The sequence below is a fragment of the Marinospirillum celere genome (genome assembly GCF_900112235.1).
GTDB lineage: Bacteria > Pseudomonadota > Gammaproteobacteria > Pseudomonadales > Halomonadaceae > Marinospirillum > Marinospirillum celere.
In genome coordinates, this window is sequence record NZ_FOLH01000005.1 from 1 (window position 1) to 17,224 (window position 17,224).

Genomic DNA, 17,224 nt, shown 5'->3' on the forward strand with positions numbered 1-17,224 from the left:
GTCTTCCCCACGCCCGTGGGGGTGTTTCCGTCTACACCCGCTAGTCGGGCACCAGTAGACCGTCTTCCCCACGCCCGTGGGGGTGTTTCTGTTAGTGTTTCAGTGTTCGCACCGCTGAACGGGTCTTCCCCACGCCCGTGGGGGTGTTTCTATCAAGAGCGTCAAGCTGGCCCGATGAACGCCGTCTTCCCCACGCCCGTGGGGGTGTTTCTGATGGCGGTGATGATGCAGCAAGCCGGACGCGGTCTTCCCCACGCCCGTGGGGGTGTTTCTGCTTACATTCGATAGTCCAGTATCTCCTGTTGGTCTTCCCCACGCCCGTGGGGGTGTTTCCATCGAAGTGCCAGTAAAACTGGTCGCCAACCAGTCTTCCCCACGCCCGTGGGGGTGTTTCCGATTAACGTCCTTGACGATTTCGTACTGAGTTGTCTTCCCCACGCCCGCAGGGCTAAGCTGGTTTGTGTTCCCTGCACCCGCGGGGCATAGCTGTGTTAATAAAAGGGAGGCTATTTATGAAGTGTGTCACTTGCAAAGTCGGTTCTACTCAACCAGGCAAAACCACTGTCCGTTTAAACAGGACAGGCATTCATTATGAATTCCATGGTATCCCTGCATTAATTTGCCAAAACTGCGGTGAGTATTACCTGGACGAGAAAACCACCAAAAAGCTTCTGGTTAAGGCTGAACAAAATCAAAGAAAACTATAAACCATTCTCCCCAACCATTCATGAATCGCCTGAGTACTTTTTCTCAGATGGTAAGCTCGTGGTATCCAGCCAATCAATCCTGGTGGTGGAGCTGTGGAAAACTCTAAGGGTGCAGGTAAAACTTCAAGTCCCTGGTTTTCAAAAGCGGGGACAGCTCTGGCCAGGTGCCAGGCATGACTAACCAAAATAATCTGGTTAATACCTTTCTGTTTTAAAAGCTCAGCTGTGAACACTGCATTTTCCTGGGTGGTGCGGCTTTGTTCTTCCAGCCAGCGGGCGGTCAGGCCAAAGGCTTCCTCGAGCATTTTCTGAATTAAGTAGGCTTCACTGTAGGTCTCGCCGTGTTTGCGTCCACCAGTGATGAGTAAAGGTAGGCCAGTTTGACGTTGTAACCAAGCCGCGTAGATCAAGCGGCTGCCGCTGGCTTCGCTGGGTGAATCCTTCCAGCCAAATTCGATGCCGGAATAAGAACGGCCACCACCTAGCAGAACAATGGTCTCTTGCTGCTGAGCGGCCTCCAAGCTAAGTGGCGGATACTTTTCCAACGGCTTTGTCAGCCAGTGACTGGTCACTGGAAGGGAAAGAATCAGCAAGCTGAGGCTGCCGGTCAGAATCAAACCGGCACCCCATTTTTTCCATTTCATTAACACCAGAATCAACCCCGCCAGCACCAAGAGAGTATTGGCTACTGGTGGCAGCACCAGGTATTTAAGCAGGTTTATCATCCCAAATGTTTTTCCAGTCCTTTGGGCAGGCGGCCGGGTTCGAAGATTTCGATCCAGTAGCCGTCCGGGTCGCGGATGAAGGCAATGTCGTTCATTTTGCCGTCTTCGGGTCGTTTGACGAAGCTGACGCCCAGTTCATCAAAACGTTGGCAGGCGGTATCCAGGTTGGGTACGGAAAAGCCGATGTGACCAAAGCCTTTGGGCTCATCGTTGCCGTTATGGTAGGTGAGGTCAGCATCTTTTTCGCTGCCCCAGTTGTAGGTCAGTTCCAGCAGTGCGGGTCGTCCGAAGGTTTGTACTGTACGTTCGGCGGTATCTTGTGACCAGTTGTTGAGTTCTTCCGGGTCTAGGGCTGCCAGGAAAAACAGGGAGAAGTTCATTTCCGGGAAGTCGAGTTTGCGTACCAGAGTCATGCCCAGGATGCGGGTGTAAAAATCCAGGGTGACTTCCGGGTCTTTAATGCGCAGCATAGTCTGGTTGAAGACATAGCCTTGGGTTGCTGGATCACGTTCTTCATTCAGGCCTGGGGCGGATTCAAAGTGGCGGCTCATCATTGATTCCTCTTGGGTTTAGTGGGTGTAAATAGGATTTTTCCTGTTTTTGGTTAGCGAATAGCTTAACAAGTTCCATGTTACAAAACTCCAAAACCTTTGGAATTCACCCCGCTTCTGTTAAACTGCGCCCCCATCTAAAACTTTTCCTCCCTGTACCTTATTATCGGCCTGCAAAGGCTGGTGCTGATCTATTTTTGGACGGTGTTCATGACGCGTTACATTTTCGTGACTGGTGGTGTGGTTTCTTCCCTTGGCAAGGGCATCGCCTCGGCTTCTTTGGCAGCCATTTTGGAGGCGCGTGGCCTGAAGGTCACCATCATGAAGCTGGATCCTTATATTAATGTGGACCCAGGCACCATGAGCCCTTTCCAGCATGGTGAGGTGTTCGTGACTGAAGATGGCGCAGAAACTGACCTGGATTTGGGCCACTATGAGCGTTTTATCCGTTCACGCATGACGCAGAAGAACAACTTCACCACCGGTCGTGTTTATGAGCATGTCCTGCGTAAAGAGCGCCGGGGTGATTATCTGGGCGGTACCGTTCAGGTAATTCCGCACATTACTGATGAAATCAAAAGCCGCGTGATTCAGGGTGCTGAAGGCTATGATGTTGCCCTGGTGGAAGTCGGCGGCACGGTCGGTGATATTGAGTCCCTGCCGTTCTTGGAAGCCATCCGTCAACTGCGCGTGGAAGTCGGTTCTCAGCGCGCCCTGTTTATGCACCTGACGTTGGTTCCTTATATCAAAACTGCGGGTGAAACCAAAACCAAGCCCACCCAGCACTCGGTGAAAGAGCTGCGCTCCATCGGTATTCAGCCGGATATTCTGATTTGCCGTTCTGATGTGGAAATCGAAGCCAACGAGCGCCGCAAGATTGCCCTCTTTACCAACGTGGATGAAAACGCGGTTATTTCTCTGCCGGATGCTGACACCATTTATCGTATTCCTTCCATGCTGCATGAGCAGAGTCTGGATGAAATCGTAACGGCCAAGTTCAATCTGGATTGCCCACCTGCGGACTTGTCCGAGTGGGTGCAGGTGGTTGATGGCAAGCTGAATCCACAAAAGACCGTGAAGATTGCCATGGTCGGCAAGTACATGGAGCTGCTGGATGCCTATAAGTCGCTGATTGAAGCGATTCAGCATGCTGGCATTCGCACCCGCACCAAGGTGGAAATTGATTATGTCGATTCTGAAGAAATCGAGCGTAAGGGTACTGACCGCTTGATCGACAAGGACGCCATTCTGATTCCTGGCGGCTTTGGTGAGCGAGGCGTGGAAGGCAAGATCTTGACCGCCAAGTTTGCCCGCGAAAACAAGATTCCTTACCTGGGCATCTGCCTGGGTATGCAGGTGGCGGTGATTGAATTTGCCCGCCATGTTGCCGGCTGGGAAGATGCCAATTCCACTGAGTTCACGATGGATACGCAGCATCCTGTGGTTGGCCTGATTACCGAATGGCTGACGCCCGAAGGCAAGATCGAAACCCGCGATACCAATTCTGACCTGGGCGGCACCATGCGCCTGGGTGGTCAAGTCTGCCATCTGGAAGAAGGCACCAAAGCGCGTGAAAGCTATGCTGCGGAAAATATTGTTGAGCGCCATCGCCACCGCTATGAGGTTAACAACCAGTTTATCGGTGAACTGGAAAAAGCCGGTCTGGTGGTTTCCGGTCGCAGTGCTGACAAGGCGCTGGTGGAAATGGTTGAGCTGCCGGATCACCCCTGGTTTGTGGCCTGCCAGTTCCACCCTGAATTCACTTCGACCCCCCGTGATGGTCACCCCTTGTTTACCGGCTTTGTAAATGCCGCCCTGGATCAGAAGGCACGCCGCAAGGCCGCCTCGGGTAGTCATCCGGCATGAAGAATTTGCAAGCGCTTCAGGTTGCTGATTTAACCCTGGCCAATGACCGCCCTTTTGTTCTCCTGGGCGGCATGAATGTGCTTGAATCCCGTGATCTGGCTTTAAAGATTGCCGAACACTATGTGGAAGTGACCCAAAAGCTGGGCATTCCTTATGTGTTCAAGGCCAGTTTTGATAAGGCCAACCGTTCATCCATCCATTCCTTTCGCGGCCCTGGTCTGGATGAAGGCTTGAAGCTGCTACAGGAAATCAAGGACACCTTTCAGGTGCCGGTGATCAGCGATATCCACGAAATCGATCAGGCTGCCCCGGCTGCTGAAGTGTTGGATATTCTGCAACTGCCTGCCTTCCTGGCCCGCCAGACAGATCTGGTCAAGGCCCTGGCCGCCACCAATAAACCGATCAATGTGAAAAAACCCCAATTTATGTCACCGGGGCAGGTGGGTAATCTGGTCGAGAAGTTTGCCGAATGCGGCAATGATCAGATTATGCTCTGTGAGCGTGGCAGCTGTTTTGGTTATGACAATCTGGTCGTGGATATGCTGGGCTTTGATGTGATGAAGAAAGTCAGCAATAACGCGCCACTGATTTTTGATGTCACCCATGCCTTGCAAATGCGTGATCCTACCGGTGCGGCCAGTGGTGGTCGCCGCCAGCTGACGCCAGAATTGGGGCGAGCAGGCATCAGCCAAGGCATTGCCGGGCTTTTTCTGGAAGCCCACCCCCATCCAGATCAGGCCAAGTGTGATGGCCCTTCGGCCCTGCCGCTGGATAAGCTGGAACCCTTCTTACAACAAATGAAAGCAGTGGATGACCTGGTTAAATCCCTGCCTGCACTGAATATTGATTAAAACTAAAATTTGGAGACTTCCACTGATGGCTAAAATTATCGAGATCAAAGGGCGTGAAGTATTGGATTCACGCGGCAACCCCACAGTGATGGCAGACGTCACGCTTGAAGGTGGCTTTAAAGGCAGCGCCTGCGCACCTTCCGGTGCGTCCACAGGTTCACGCGAAGCCCTGGAGCTGCGTGATGGAGACAAAGCCCGCTATCTCGGTAAAGGTGTACTGAAAGCCGTTGCCAATGTTAATGGTGCCATCCGTGATGCTCTGTTGGGTCAGGATGCCACCAACCAGCAAGCCATCGATCAGGTTATGCTGGATCTGGATGCCACCGAAAACAAAGCCAAGCTGGGTGCCAATGCTATCCTCGCGGTTTCTCTGGCTAACGCCAAGGCTGCTGCTGCGGCCAAGGGTGTTGAGCTGTTTGAACATATCGCCGATATCAATGGCACGGCGGGTCAGTATTCCATGCCCGTACCCATGATGAACATCCTGAATGGCGGTGAGCATGCCGATAACAACGTGGATATCCAGGAATTCATGGTCCAACCAGTTTCTGCGCCGACTTTTGCTGAGGCCCTGCGTGCCGGTGCCGAGATTTTCCATGCTTTGAAAAAAGTTCTGAAAGACAAGGGCCTGAGCACTTCCGTAGGTGACGAAGGTGGTTTTGCCCCTAACCTGGCATCCAATGCCGATGCCCTGGCCGTGATCAAGCAGGCCGTCGCTGATGCTGGCTATGAATTGGGCAAGGATATTACCCTGGCACTGGACTGTGCTTCCACCGAGTTCTACAAAGATGGTCAGTATGATATGGCTGGTGAAGGTCAGAAGTTCTCTTCCGAAGGCTTCAGCGACTACCTGGCCAAGCTGTGTGAAGACTACCCGATTGTGTCCATTGAAGATGGTCAGGATGAATCCGATTGGGCAGGCTGGAAATACCAGACAGAAAAACTGGGTGACAAAGTACAGCTGGTTGGTGATGACCTCTTTGTCACCAACACCAAAATTCTGAAAGAAGGTATTGAAAAGGGTGTGGGTAACTCCATCCTGATCAAGTTCAACCAGATTGGCTCGCTGACCGAAACTCTGGAAGCCATTAAATTGGCCAAGGAAGCCGGTTACACTGCAGTGATTTCCCACCGCTCCGGTGAAACCGAAGATGCCACTATTGCCGACCTGGCCGTGGGTACTGCCGCAGGCCAGATCAAAACCGGCTCTCTGTGCCGCTCTGACCGGGTTGCCAAGTACAACCGCCTGCTGGTGATTGAAGAAATCCTCGGCAGCAAGGCGCCCTACCCTGGCCTCAAAGCCATCAAGGGCCAATAAGCCTAATAAGCTCTTTAAATCAAGCCACCCACGCGGTGGCTTTTTTGTGGAGCAGGTCACACTGACTCGCTTGCTCAAATGAGTCGTTAGTAATAATCTGTCCTGTAATGCTTTTGTATACCTTCATTTAAAGGAAACCATCATGAAATTGAAAAAAGCTTTAGCACCGCTGGCCCTTGCAGCCGCAGTAGCTCTGCCCATGCAAGCCTCTGCCATGACCCACAGCATCAGCACTGATCTTGTACGCCTTGTAGACAACAATATGGATGGCGGGATGTTCAACCTCTATTGGCAGGGGTCCTTGAGCCGAACCACAGCGATTCGTGCTGGCTATTCCACAGGTGATGATCTAAGTATTTTGGATGTCACCTTTAAAGGCTATGTTGATCGCTATCATCAAGGCGCTTTTTACGAAGCAGGCCTGACTTGGTGGGACGGTGCCAATGATGATGATATCGGCTTTATGGCTGCTCTAGGCTACGAGCGCACTCTGGCCAAGCATATTGTCGCGGGTGGCTCAGTTCAAATGGTTGCTGGTGTTGATGAGCAAGTCGCTGGGGTTGCCGAAACGCCCTTCTTTATGCCTTCACTATTCGTTACTTTTGCCTTTTAAATTTCAGCCTCCACGTGTTCATAAGCTTGCTTCAGCAAGCTTTTTTTATTGCTAGACAGCTGCTGCTTGCAAACCAAATGCGTATAATGCAGCCCCATGATCAAACTTCTCACAGTTTTTCTTGTTTTCCTGCTAGCCATCACCCAATACCGTCTTTGGTGGGGTGAAAATGGTTTGGTTGAATTGCGCCAACTACAAACCCAAGTCAGCAATCAGGAAGAAGAAAACCGTGCGCTGAGTAAACGCAATCAACTTTTGAATGCAGAAGTTGCTGAGCTGAAAGGCAAGTTGGAAGCGGTAGAAGAGCGTGCCCGTTTTGATCTGGGTATGATCGGTGAAGGTGAAACCTTTATCTGGCTGGTTGGCGAGCCACCCCGCGTCTTTGAACTCCCGGAAAATTTGGAAGAAACGCCATGACGCCTTCCCGTCTTTGGTGCCTTTTACCAGCTGCAGGTATTGGTCAACGCATGCAGGCCAACCTACCCAAGCAATATCTTCCCCTGGCAGGCAAAACTCTGCTGGAAGTCACTCTGGAAGTCATACACCAGGCCTTTCCACAAGCAGAAGTGGTTCTTCCGCTTCACCCTGAAGATCACTGGTGGCCTGAAATTCAGCAGCGCTTGAGTCTGGCTCACCCGCAACTTAAGCTTTTGACCTGCACAGGCGGTACTGAAAGAGCTGACTCGGTTTTGGCTGGATTAGAAGCACTCAGTCAGCAGGCTCAGGCCGATGACTGGGTACTGGTGCATGATGTCGCGCGCCCTTGTGTTAGCCAAAAGGAGCTACAAGAATTTTGGCAGCAGCTTCACCAGCATCCGATAGGTGGTCTGCTGGCCGCACCCGTGGCAGACACCATGAAGCGCAGTAATAGTGAAGGCCAGGTGATTGAAACCGTCGAGCGTAAGCAGCTCTGGCATGCGCTCACTCCCCAAATGTTTCGTTACCAAGTATTGAAAACAGCCCTTACTGAAGGCCTCAATAATAACCTTCAGCTAACTGATGAAGCTTCGGCAGTCGAAGCCGCCGGCCAGCAACCCTTGCTGATTCCAGGTAGCCGCACCAACCTGAAAGTCACTTTGCCGGAAGATCTTCCGTTGGCTGAAAAGATTCTGAGTGAGAAGCCTACTTCTATGCGTATTGGACAAGGTTTTGATGTTCACAAGTTTGGCCCTGGCGATCATGTCATTCTCGGCGGAGTTAAGATTCCTTATGAGCAGGGTTTAATCGCCCATTCCGATGGTGATGTGTTGATTCATGCTCTGTGTGATGCTCTGCTGGGAGCCTGCGCGCTGGGCGATATTGGTCATCATTTTCCTGATGATGACCCGGCCTATGCCGGTGCTGACAGCCGTGAATTATTACGCCAGGTGATGCAGGCCGTTACGGAACAAGGCTATCAGCTGGTGAATGCCGATATAACGCTAATTGCCCAGGCACCAAAAATGGCACCTCATCTTGCAGAAATGCTGGAAAAACTGGCGGAAGATTTACAAACCAGTATTCAAAATCTGAACATCAAGGCCACAACAACCGAAAAACTGGGATTCACCGGTCGCAAGGAAGGTATCGCCGCCCAGGCTGTGGTACTGCTGAGCAAACCATGAGCCAGGAAAGACTTGAACACCTTAAGCAAGCCCTCGCACCCGAATTACCTCTGGCCTGGCCTGCATCCCCCTGGCAGGGATTGTATCGTTTAAGCCCAGAAGATTTTCAGGTTGAAGAAGATTTGGGTTTTGAACCTGAAGGCCAGGGTGAACACCTGTTCCTTTGGGTTGAGAAAACCGGCAGCAATACGGCTTTTGTTGCTGAGGAGCTGGCAAAAAGAGCCGGCATCCATCCCCGTTTGGTCAGTTTTTCCGGGCTGAAAGATCGCCATGCGGTTACCCGTCAATGGTTTTCGCTCCACCTTCCCGGCCAAACCAACCCTGATCTTCAGCTTCTTGAAGCAGATAATTGGACGATCCTTAAAGCGGCCCGCCATCCACGCAAGTTGAAACGCGGCGTGCATCGCGGCAATCACTTTAGCCTACGGATTCGCATTGATAATGCCGATGCCTCTACCGGCCAATGGTTGGCAGAGCGTTGGAAGAAGATTCTTCAAGAAGGCGTTCCCAATTATTTTGGCCCGCAGCGTTTTGGTTTTGCCGGACAAAACCTTGATCAGGCTTGGCAATGGTTAGAACGTCAAGGTAAGGGACGCCAACCCAGCCGCCAAAAGAAAAGCCTTTGGCTGTCCAGCTTGCGCTCGGCCCTATTCAACCTTTGGCTGGCTGAACAGGTGGAATCTCAATACTGGAAGCTGGCCCAAGAAGGCAGTTGCTTCCAGCTTCAGGGTACACGGAGTTTTTTCAGTGCCGATCAAGAACCCCTGGCAGAGCTCCAAAAACGCTTGGATCGCTTGGATCTTCATACCACTGGACCTCTGGCTGGCAAGGGCAAGTCGGCAAGCCTGGGACCAGCGCTAGAGAAAGAAGAAGACTTTTTTAAACGCTGGTCTGAAGTGGTTGATTTTCTAGCCGATCAAGGCCTGCATCAAGAAAGACGTTGTCAGCGCTTACTGCCTGAAAAAGCTACCCAACAGCCAGCCGAACTAGCCTGGGAAGATCCCTGGCTAAGCTTGCGCTTTTTCTTACCGACAGGTAGCTTTGCCACCAGTCTATTACGCGAACTCATTAAGGCCGAAGATGCAGCCCATAAAACTACTTTTATCCAATGATGACGGGGTTCATGCGGAAGGCTTGGCCACCCTGGCCGATGCCGTTAAGGATCTCGGTGAAATCCAGGTCGTAGCCCCAGACCGTAACCGTAGTGGTGCCAGCAACTCACTCACTCTGGACCGTCCACTCAATCCTCAGCAGTTGAGCAATGGCTTCTGGTCCGTTGATGGAACCCCAACGGATTGCGTCCACCTGGCCGTTGGTGGTCTCTTTGGTGGTCAGCCTGATCTGGTTCTTTCCGGCATTAATCATGGTGCCAATCTGGGTGATGATGTGCTCTATTCAGGCACCGTCGCTGCAGCAACAGAAGGGCGTTTTTTAGGCTTACCAGCCTTGGCTTTCTCCTTGGCTGGCTCCAATCACCTGGCAACAGCAGCCCAGGTGGTGCGCAAACTTCTGCAGGTTTTTCTGCACAACCCCGAAGCTTTAAAACTACCAGCACGCAGTTTGTTGAACATTAATATTCCTGATGTACCCGCTTTTGCCCTCAAGGGTTATAAAATTACCCGCTTAGGCCATCGAGGTCGTGGAAACCAGCCTGTTGAAGTGCTTAATCCAGCGGGTCAAAAGCGCTACTGGATAGCGCCACCGGGTGATGCTTTAGAGGCAGGGCCAGGCACAGATTTTCATGCCATTCATCAGGGCTATGTTTCCATTACCCCGCTACAGTTTGATATGACTCGTCACGAAAGCCTTGAACAGGTAGAAGCATGGCTGAACTCTTACAACTAACATCCGAGCTCAAAGGCATAGGCTTTACTTCCCAGCGCACAAGAAACCGTATGGTTGACCGGCTGACAGAAGCTGGCATTAGTAATCAGCGGGTTTTGGAGGGTTTGCGCCAGCTGCCGCGTCATCTTTTTGTTGATGAAGCCCTATCACATCGCGCCTATGAAGACACCGCCCTGCCCATAGGTTTGGGGCAAACCCTCAGCCAGCCTTACATAGTTGCGCGTATGACGGAGCTACTGTTGGAAGTTGAGCCTGCAAAGGCTCTGGAAATAGGTACAGGCTCAGGCTTTCAATGTGCGCTGCTGGCCTGCTTGCTTCCGGAAGTTCACAGTATTGAACGCCTGGAACCCCTGCTGGAAAAAGCCCGCCAACGTTTAAAAGAGCTGGGCATAAAAAATGCACGGGTCATTCATGGTGACGGCCAAATGGGCCTAATCAAAAGTGCACCTTTTGACGGCATATTAGTAACTGCTGCACCAAAAGAAATTCCTTATGAGCTAACGGAACAACTCAAAGAAGGGGGGCGCTTGATTCTGCCTTTAGGTGATAAAACCCAGACCCTGTGTGTGCTCGACAAGAAAGATGGCTTACTGGTCCGTAAGGATATTGAGCCGGTTCGTTTTGTTCCTCTACTCCCTGGAGCCTGCTAATGCGCGCCTGGCAAATTTTTATTCGTGGCATGGCCATGGGCGCGGCTGATCTCGTACCCGGCATTTCCGGCGGAACCATCGCTTTTATTACCGGTATTTATGAGCGTTTAATCAATGCCTTAAGAGCCTTTGATTGGCGGCTCTATCGCGTTTGGAAAAACCAGGGCTGGAAGGGTGTCTGGCAAGCAGTGGATGGTTCTTTTTTAGTCAGCCTCCTTGCTGGCATATTGACGGTGATGCTGCTCCTTGCCCATCTCATCAGTTGGATTCTCACTAACTACCCCCAGCAGCTGAATGGGTTTTTCTTTGGTTTAGTGGCCGGTTCAGCTTTCATCATTTCCCGCCAGGTTGCTCAATGGACGCTATTGCGTCTGTTGTTTATGTTTATGGGCGGTATTTTTGCCAGCTTTTTGAGCCTACTCCTACCTAGTCTTGGCCAAGTCAATGAAACCACCTTCTTCTTTGCTGGAATGATTGCCATCTGCGCAATGATTTTACCCGGGATATCAGGAAGCTTTCTTTTGCTCGTTATGGGACTTTACGGCCCCTTTGTTGAGGCGATTAAAAATCTTGAAATCGTCTTGCTGCTTCCCTTTATAGGTGGCGCTCTGGTTGGCTTACTGGCTTTCTCCCATATTCTAGGCTGGTTATTTGACCACTTTAAAGCCATCACTTTTGCCACCCTTTTTGGCTTTGTGGTGGCCTCCTTGCAGCATATCTGGCCGTGGCAACTTTTACAGCGTTACCGCCTGGATGAGCAAGGCAAAGTGATTCCTTTAGACACACAAGTGTTACTGCCTTGGCATTACTTTGAAATTACCAGTGAACCCTCTAACCTGATCTCTGTCGTAACTTCTATGCTCTTAGGTTTGTTACTCGTGCTCTACCTGAGTACACGAAAAAACTAATCAAGAGTCTCCTGATATGGCATGTAAATTGCTGTTATATCTTGTAATACCTGTGTCATCGAGCAGGTGTTACAAGCAACCCTTAAGACTGAAATCAGTCGGGTTATAAATAAGGAGAAGGGTGATGGCAGACGTAAAAGCAAAAAAATTGATGACTGAGGATGAGGTTGAAACCAACTTCGAAGAATCCGAAGAACAGCTGATGGAATCTAAGGAAGAAGGTCTTCACCTTGAAGATGCGGATATCAGCGATGAAGATGCTTTTGAACAAGCACTCGAAAACGAATCCCTGACACCCAGCAGAAATCTGGATGCAACCCAACTCTACCTGAACGAAATTGGGGCCTCCCCGCTACTAACCCCTGAAGAAGAAGTCCACTTTGGACGCCTGGCTCGCAAAGGTGACGCAGCCGGACGCTGTCGAATGATTGAGAGTAACCTGCGACTGGTTGTGAAAATTGCTCGCCGCTACAACAACCGCGGCCTTTCCTTGTTGGATTTAATTGAAGAAGGCAACCTTGGCCTGATTCGGGCTGTTGAAAAGTTTGATCCTGAACGTGGTTTCCGTTTTTCTACCTACGCCACCTGGTGGATTCGTCAAACCATTGAACGCGCCCTAATGAACCAAACCCGAACCGTTCGCCTTCCCATCCATGTTGTTAAAGAACTGAATACCTTTTTGCGCACCGCCAGAGAGCTTTCGCAAAAACTGGATCACGAACCCACCCCCGAAGAAATTGCCGAACATCTCAACAAGCCTGTTGAGCAAGTCAAAAAACTCCTTGGCCTTAACGAACGCAATGCCTCTTTTGACTACCCAGCAGGCCAAAATGCCGACAAACCTCTTTTGGAAACGCTAGCCAGCGAGGAAGAGGCCGACCCGCTTAGCTCCATTCAGGATGCAGACATTTCCTTTAATGTTGAGCATTGGTTGGATGAACTTAGTGAAAAGCAGCGCGAAGTCGTTGTCCGACGTTTTGGTTTGCGTGGACACGAGGCAACCACTCTTGAAGAAGTGGGCCAGGAAATCGGCTTAACCCGTGAAAGAGTTAGACAAATTCAAATGGAAGCGCTCAAGCGTTTACGCAAAATGCTGGACCGCGAAGGCGTTGATCTGGAAGCAGTTATCTCCAGCTAATTTTCCAATCTCTCCTAGCTACCAACCGGCTGTCATCCAGCCGGTTTTTTTGTGTACGCATTTGCATACATTGATGCAGCCGATTGACAGTTTTTTCAACGAAAATTTATGATTTAAATCAAAAAAATAACTTTAACCTGCTGAAATTAAAGGGTTTAATTTTTAATACACCTCCTGTAAACCCGCCTTCCTCCTCTTTCTTTCTTATTAAAAGCTGTTAATCTGAAGATGTTGTCAAGGAGCAGGTAGCAAGATGACAAGGAAAAGGGAGAAGGGAAAAGAAGGAAGAGTGCAGGCCAAAGGAGACCAGGAAGGTCAGGCAGGAAAGCACTAAGGAAAAGTCGAGGACGACTTCTTGCCAAGCTGGCTACATTAACCATGACGGTGAGGACTCAATACCAGGATACCTGACAGGATGTTAGGTCGATATGGATAGATCAGGAAATACCCGGGCGGCTTTTAAGCCGCCCTTATTTTTTTGCCTGTGCTAGAATCTCTTCGCCTTTCTCAAAGGATCGGCCTCTTGATTTCTTAATCTCCACCCACAAAGCACTTTCTAGGCAGCAGGCATGATTTACTTGTTCAGGGTCGCTTTATTGTTTTTGCTAAGCTTTACTCACCTCCATGCAATCAGCCTAAAAGAACCTGTTTACCAACCCCAGTTTTTGGATGCTCAAACGCCTGAGCTGAACTGCCATACTCCGGCCTGCCTGCAACTTCAGCAGCTGGTTGAAGCACCAATTATTACATCAAGCGGCCAAAATGGACTGGAATGCCAATTAATTGACTGGCAACTACCACCGCGTCAAATACCAACACATCAAGCCAGTTGTTATCGTCAAGAAACCCCTGTGGACTTGAATCTCCAATTGCGCTACCAACCCTTGGTCCAAGAAACCCGCAATTTTTTCATTATGTCTTGGGGCATGATGCTGGCCATCTACGCGCTTCCTGAAGATGTTTCCAATTGGGAGCGCAGTGAAATGACACCTGATAAGTTGCCTGGCAACTGGCAAGAAAACATGCAGGAGGCTCCTGTTTGGGATAAGGATGACTGGCAACTCAACTATGTTAACCACCCCTACATAGGCTCCATGTACTACATCGTAGCTCGTAATCATGGCCTGCCCCCTTTTGAATCCTTCAGTTATTCTTTTTGGATGTCGGCGCTCATGTGGGAATTTGGTGTGGAGTCAACCGCAGAGCCTGCTTCTATTCAAGACACTTTGGTCACGCCCATAGCCGGTTCCATTCTGGGTGAAATGTTTTATGTGTGGGAGCAGCGCATTTTGGAGAATGAAGGCTTAGTACTCGGCTCGCCCTTCTTGGGCAGTACCAGCCTTTTTCTTCTGAATCCTGCAGGCACTCTTTCTGGGTTTATCAACCAATTGGCTGATGACCAAAATTTCATTAAAGAAAGCCGTGCCAGTTGGGTTATTCAATCAGGCCAGCACCCGCTTGAGCAAGAAAACACCGGTTACGTAGAGCCGGCCTGGGTAGGCTTGCAGCTGGATTTACGTTTTTAATAAACAAACATCAAAGTGGCAAAGGTTTCGTAAGTGGCATTCAACTCAACCGGGTCGACTAGCTCACTGGATGTTTCCAGCCAATAGTGACTGTAACGCCCACCCGCCTCCAGGTACCAATAATCAGCCAGCTGAACAAGCAGGCCTGCCTGCACACCCAGCCCTGGTCCTGTATCAAACTCTTCCTGTTGGTGTGAAGAATCCAAATGAAAATCCGCTAAACTGCCATTGATGCCTGCAAAGAGTTGAAGCCTAGGCCCCAGAGTAAAAAGCCGATCATAGCTGGCTCGTATAATGATGGTTTCTGCTTCAGGCCAATAATGGAAGCTCCAATCAGCATAGAAGCGGCTGGACGGCAATTGAACACCTAACTTGTAAACCGGAACCTGGGTTTGGCTTTCGGGTATCCCGGTAAAATCCACATCAAACTGGGATACACCCACTCCTAGAAAAGGCCGCACCTGCTGATCGCTACCCAAAACAACACTTGGCAGTAAAAGCATAAGGATGAGCAGAATTTTATTAAACTGCGGCATGAACTTCTCCTGAAGAATTTTGCCGAAGGATACCCTTTTTTACCTGACGCTTCATCCTGCTTCAGGTAAAATGATTTACATCAATTCTTACCTTCTCTGCTGTACCGGAATCTCATGTCCTCTAGCCTCGCTGCACCACGTAAAATCTTTGAATATCCCAAATATTGGGCCGAATGTTTTGGCACGGCACCCTTTCTTCCGATGAGCCGGGAGGAAATGGATCAGCTCGGCTGGGACCGTTGCGATATTATTTTGGTCACTGGGGATGCCTATGTTGATCATCCTTCTTTTGGTATGGCTGTGATAGGTAGGACGTTGGAAGCTCAAGGGTTTCGGGTCGGGATTATTGCCCAGCCTGATTGGCAGTCTCCAGATGACTTTATGAAACTGGGCAAGCCAGAGCTTTTCTTTGGTGTGACAGCGGGCAATATGGATTCCATGATTAACCGCTATACCGCTGATCGCAAACTACGCTCTGACGATGCCTATACTCCCGGTGGGCAGGGTGGCAAGCGCCCTGATAGGGCCAGCCTGGTTTATACCCAGCGTTGCAAGGAAGCCTGGAAAGATGTTCCTGTGATCCTTGGTGGAATCGAGGCATCATTGCGCCGCATTGCTCACTATGATTATTGGCAGGATAAGGTACGCCGCTCCATTCTTCTGGATGCCAAGGCCGACATTCTGCTTTATGGAAATGCTGAACGTGCTCTGGTAGAAGTTGCTCACCGCTTGGCAATGGGTGAAGCTGTCGATGAAATTACCGATGTTCGGGGCACCGCCTTTCTGCGCAAGGATAGTTTGCAAGACTGGTTGGAAATCGATTCAACACGAATTGATCGCCCCGGCCGAGTCGACCGTATTATCAACCCCTATGTTAACACTCAGGATACCGAAGCCTGTGCAGTCGAACAGCAGAAAGATCAGGCGGTTAACGATTTTGACCCACAAACTGAGCAAGCGCTGGAACTGCTGAATGAAGAGCAGGCCGCCGAGCGCAAGCGCCTGGAAAAAATGATTCGGGGTGAACTGCGCGATCAAAGTGTGATACGTCTACCCAGCTTTGAAAAAGTGGCCAGAGACCCTGTTCTTTATGCGCATGCCAACCGCGTACTCCATCTGGAAACCAACCCAGGCAATGCCAGAGCGCTGGTGCAAAAGCACGGTGTTCAGGATCTCTGGATTAACCCGCCACCGATTCCCCTAACCACTGAAGAAATGGATGCGGTTTTTGATCAGCCTTATGCCCGTGCACCCCATCCTGTTTATGGTAAAGCCCGGATTCCTGCCTGGGAAATGATACGTTTTTCCGTCAACATCATGCGCGGCTGTTTTGGCGGCTGCACCTTCTGCTCTATTACTGAGCATGAGGGGCGTATCATTCAAAACCGCTCCAAGGGTTCGATTTTGCGTGAGATCGAAGCCATGCGTGATCAAATTCCTGAATTTACCGGCGTAGTCTCTGATTTGGGTGGTCCTACAGCCAATATGTATCGCCTCGCCTGTAAAGATCCGGAAATTGAAGCCGCTTGCCGCAAACCCTCCTGTGTCTACCCAGGGATTTGTCAAAACCTGGACACCGACCATTCATCATTGATCGAGCTCTATAAAGAAGCCCGCAGCCTACCCGGTGTTAAAAAGGTATTGATCGCTTCAGGCCTGCGCTATGACTTGGCAGTAGAGTCACCTGAGTATGTGAAAGAGCTAGTTACCCACCATGTTGGCGGCTACTTAAAAATCGCTCCCGAACATACCGAAGATGGCCCTCTGTCAAAAATGATGAAACCAGGCATAGGCAGCTATGATCGCTTCAAGCAGATGTTTGAGAAATTCTCTAAAGAGGCAGGAAAAGAGCAGTACCTGATTCCCTACTTCATTGCCGCCCATCCAGGAACAACGGATGAAGACATGATGAATCTGGCTTTATGGCTGAAACGTAATGGTTTCAGAGCAGATCAGGTTCAGGCCTTCTATCCATCGCCCATGGCGACAGCCACAGCCATGTATCACAGTGAACGCAACCCATTAAAACGCATCAGCTATAAGAGTGAAAAGCTCTTAGCAATCAAGGGGGAACGCCAGCGCCGCCTGCATAAAGCCTTCCTGCGCTACCATGATCCCAAAAACTGGCCGCTACTTCGCACCACCCTGAAAGACATGGGGCGTGCCGATTTAATTGGCTATAGCAAAAAGCATCTGATACCGCCCACCGACCCAATTAAGGGTACACCCAAGGCTGAAGAGTTTAAGAAAAAGGCAGGTAAGCCCTTACTGACCCAACATACCGGCCTGCCACCCAGAGGCAAACCCAAGAGCAAACCCAGCAAAAGAGCCAAGGGCAGTAGCAAGAAGAAGTGACTTGACTCTACCCTTTTTGGGTACCAGTATA

The 17,224-nt window shown here is 50.4% G+C and carries 17 protein-coding genes, 1 pseudogene and 1 CRISPR repeat array; of the genes and pseudogenes, 15 read left to right on the forward strand and 3 right to left on the reverse strand.

Annotated elements, in window-relative coordinates:
* A CRISPR array of direct repeats spans positions 1 to 395; the repeat unit is 29 nt; unit sequence GTCTTCCCCACGCCCGTGGGGGTGTTTCT.
* Positions 396 to 512: 117 nt separating this feature from the next.
* A complete protein-coding gene (locus BM185_RS15025; protein ID WP_091963942.1) occupies positions 513 to 707 on the forward strand; it encodes a type II toxin-antitoxin system MqsA family antitoxin in 195 nt (64 codons plus the stop codon).
* Here the strand turns inward: BM185_RS15025 and BM185_RS11700 are convergent.
* Positions 692 to 1,432, reverse strand: a complete 741-nt coding sequence (locus BM185_RS11700) for a YdcF family protein (protein ID WP_091963945.1) — start codon at positions 1,430 to 1,432, stop codon at positions 692 to 694. The two genes, BM185_RS15025 and BM185_RS11700, sit on opposite strands and share 16 nt — an antisense overlap.
* Complete coding sequence (gloA, locus tag BM185_RS11705; protein ID WP_342713701.1) at positions 1,429 to 1,986, reverse strand: lactoylglutathione lyase; 558 nt, start codon at positions 1,984 to 1,986, stop codon at positions 1,429 to 1,431. The genes BM185_RS11700 and gloA overlap by 4 nt, the downstream gene beginning before the upstream one ends.
* Before the next feature lie 207 nt (positions 1,987 to 2,193).
* Between gloA and BM185_RS11710 the strand changes: the two genes are divergently transcribed.
* The 13 genes and pseudogenes from BM185_RS11710 to BM185_RS11765 all read left to right on the forward strand — a co-directional run bounded on the left by BM185_RS11710 (position 2,194) and on the right by BM185_RS11765 (position 14,302).
* Complete coding sequence (locus tag BM185_RS11710) at positions 2,194 to 3,849, forward strand: CTP synthase (RefSeq protein ID WP_091963947.1); 1,656 nt, start codon at positions 2,194 to 2,196, stop codon at positions 3,847 to 3,849.
* A complete protein-coding gene (gene kdsA / locus BM185_RS11715) occupies positions 3,846 to 4,700 on the forward strand; it encodes a 3-deoxy-8-phosphooctulonate synthase (protein ID WP_091963950.1) in 855 nt (284 codons plus the stop codon). Before BM185_RS11710 ends, kdsA begins: the two co-directional genes overlap by 4 nt.
* A gap of 25 nt (positions 4,701 to 4,725) precedes the next feature.
* Positions 4,726 to 6,018, forward strand: a complete 1,293-nt coding sequence (eno, locus tag BM185_RS11720; protein ID WP_091963953.1) for a phosphopyruvate hydratase — start codon at positions 4,726 to 4,728, stop codon at positions 6,016 to 6,018.
* A gap of 142 nt (positions 6,019 to 6,160) precedes the next feature.
* Positions 6,161 to 6,631 carry a hypothetical protein gene (locus tag BM185_RS11725; protein WP_091963956.1) on the forward strand — a complete coding sequence of 157 codons (471 nt, stop codon included), beginning with the start codon at positions 6,161 to 6,163 and terminating at the stop codon, positions 6,629 to 6,631.
* A 96-nt stretch (positions 6,632 to 6,727) separates the two neighbouring features.
* Positions 6,728 to 7,048 (forward strand): cell division protein FtsB, encoded by a 321-nt coding sequence (gene ftsB, locus BM185_RS11730; RefSeq protein ID WP_091963959.1) that lies wholly within the window; start codon positions 6,728 to 6,730, stop codon positions 7,046 to 7,048.
* Positions 7,045 to 7,734 (forward strand): annotated as a pseudogene (gene ispD, locus BM185_RS14745) (2-C-methyl-D-erythritol 4-phosphate cytidylyltransferase); the annotation flags it as partial. The gene ftsB and the pseudogene ispD, both read left to right, overlap by 4 nt.
* A 27-nt stretch (positions 7,735 to 7,761) precedes the next feature.
* The gene (gene ispF / locus BM185_RS14750; RefSeq protein WP_218149444.1) at positions 7,762 to 8,235 is read left to right on the forward strand and encodes a 2-C-methyl-D-erythritol 2,4-cyclodiphosphate synthase; all 474 of its coding nucleotides are present in this window, start codon (positions 7,762 to 7,764) and stop codon (positions 8,233 to 8,235) included.
* The gene (gene truD / locus BM185_RS11740) at positions 8,232 to 9,347 is read left to right on the forward strand and encodes a tRNA pseudouridine(13) synthase TruD (RefSeq protein WP_091963965.1); all 1,116 of its coding nucleotides are present in this window, start codon (positions 8,232 to 8,234) and stop codon (positions 9,345 to 9,347) included. Before ispF ends, truD begins: the two co-directional genes overlap by 4 nt.
* Complete coding sequence (gene surE / locus BM185_RS11745; RefSeq protein WP_091963968.1) at positions 9,316 to 10,080, forward strand: 5'/3'-nucleotidase SurE; 765 nt, start codon at positions 9,316 to 9,318, stop codon at positions 10,078 to 10,080. The genes truD and surE overlap by 32 nt, the downstream gene beginning before the upstream one ends.
* Positions 10,059 to 10,730, forward strand: coding sequence for a protein-L-isoaspartate(D-aspartate) O-methyltransferase (locus tag BM185_RS11750; RefSeq protein WP_091963970.1), 672 nt, complete (start codon positions 10,059 to 10,061; stop codon positions 10,728 to 10,730). The genes surE and BM185_RS11750 overlap by 22 nt, the downstream gene beginning before the upstream one ends.
* On the forward strand, positions 10,730 to 11,638 hold the full coding sequence (locus BM185_RS11755) for a DUF368 domain-containing protein (protein ID WP_091963973.1): 909 nt from the start codon (positions 10,730 to 10,732) through the stop codon (positions 11,636 to 11,638). The genes BM185_RS11750 and BM185_RS11755 overlap by 1 nt, the downstream gene beginning before the upstream one ends.
* Before the next feature lie 124 nt (positions 11,639 to 11,762).
* Entirely contained in the window at positions 11,763 to 12,776 is a 1,014-nt protein-coding gene (gene rpoS, locus BM185_RS11760; protein ID WP_281247345.1) for an RNA polymerase sigma factor RpoS, read from the forward strand.
* A 569-nt stretch (positions 12,777 to 13,345) separates the two neighbouring features.
* Entirely contained in the window at positions 13,346 to 14,302 is a 957-nt protein-coding gene (locus tag BM185_RS11765) for a DUF3943 domain-containing protein (RefSeq protein WP_091963976.1), read from the forward strand.
* Here the strand turns inward: BM185_RS11765 and BM185_RS11770 are convergent.
* The gene (locus BM185_RS11770; protein ID WP_091963980.1) at positions 14,299 to 14,838 is read right to left on the reverse strand and encodes a porin family protein; all 540 of its coding nucleotides are present in this window, start codon (positions 14,836 to 14,838) and stop codon (positions 14,299 to 14,301) included. The genes BM185_RS11765 and BM185_RS11770 overlap by 4 nt on opposite strands.
* 114 nt (positions 14,839 to 14,952) lie before the next feature.
* On the opposite strand from BM185_RS11770, the gene BM185_RS11775 reads away from it, so the two are divergent.
* Complete coding sequence (locus BM185_RS11775; RefSeq protein WP_091963982.1) at positions 14,953 to 17,193, forward strand: YgiQ family radical SAM protein; 2,241 nt, start codon at positions 14,953 to 14,955, stop codon at positions 17,191 to 17,193.
* Positions 17,194 to 17,224 lie beyond the last annotated feature (31 nt).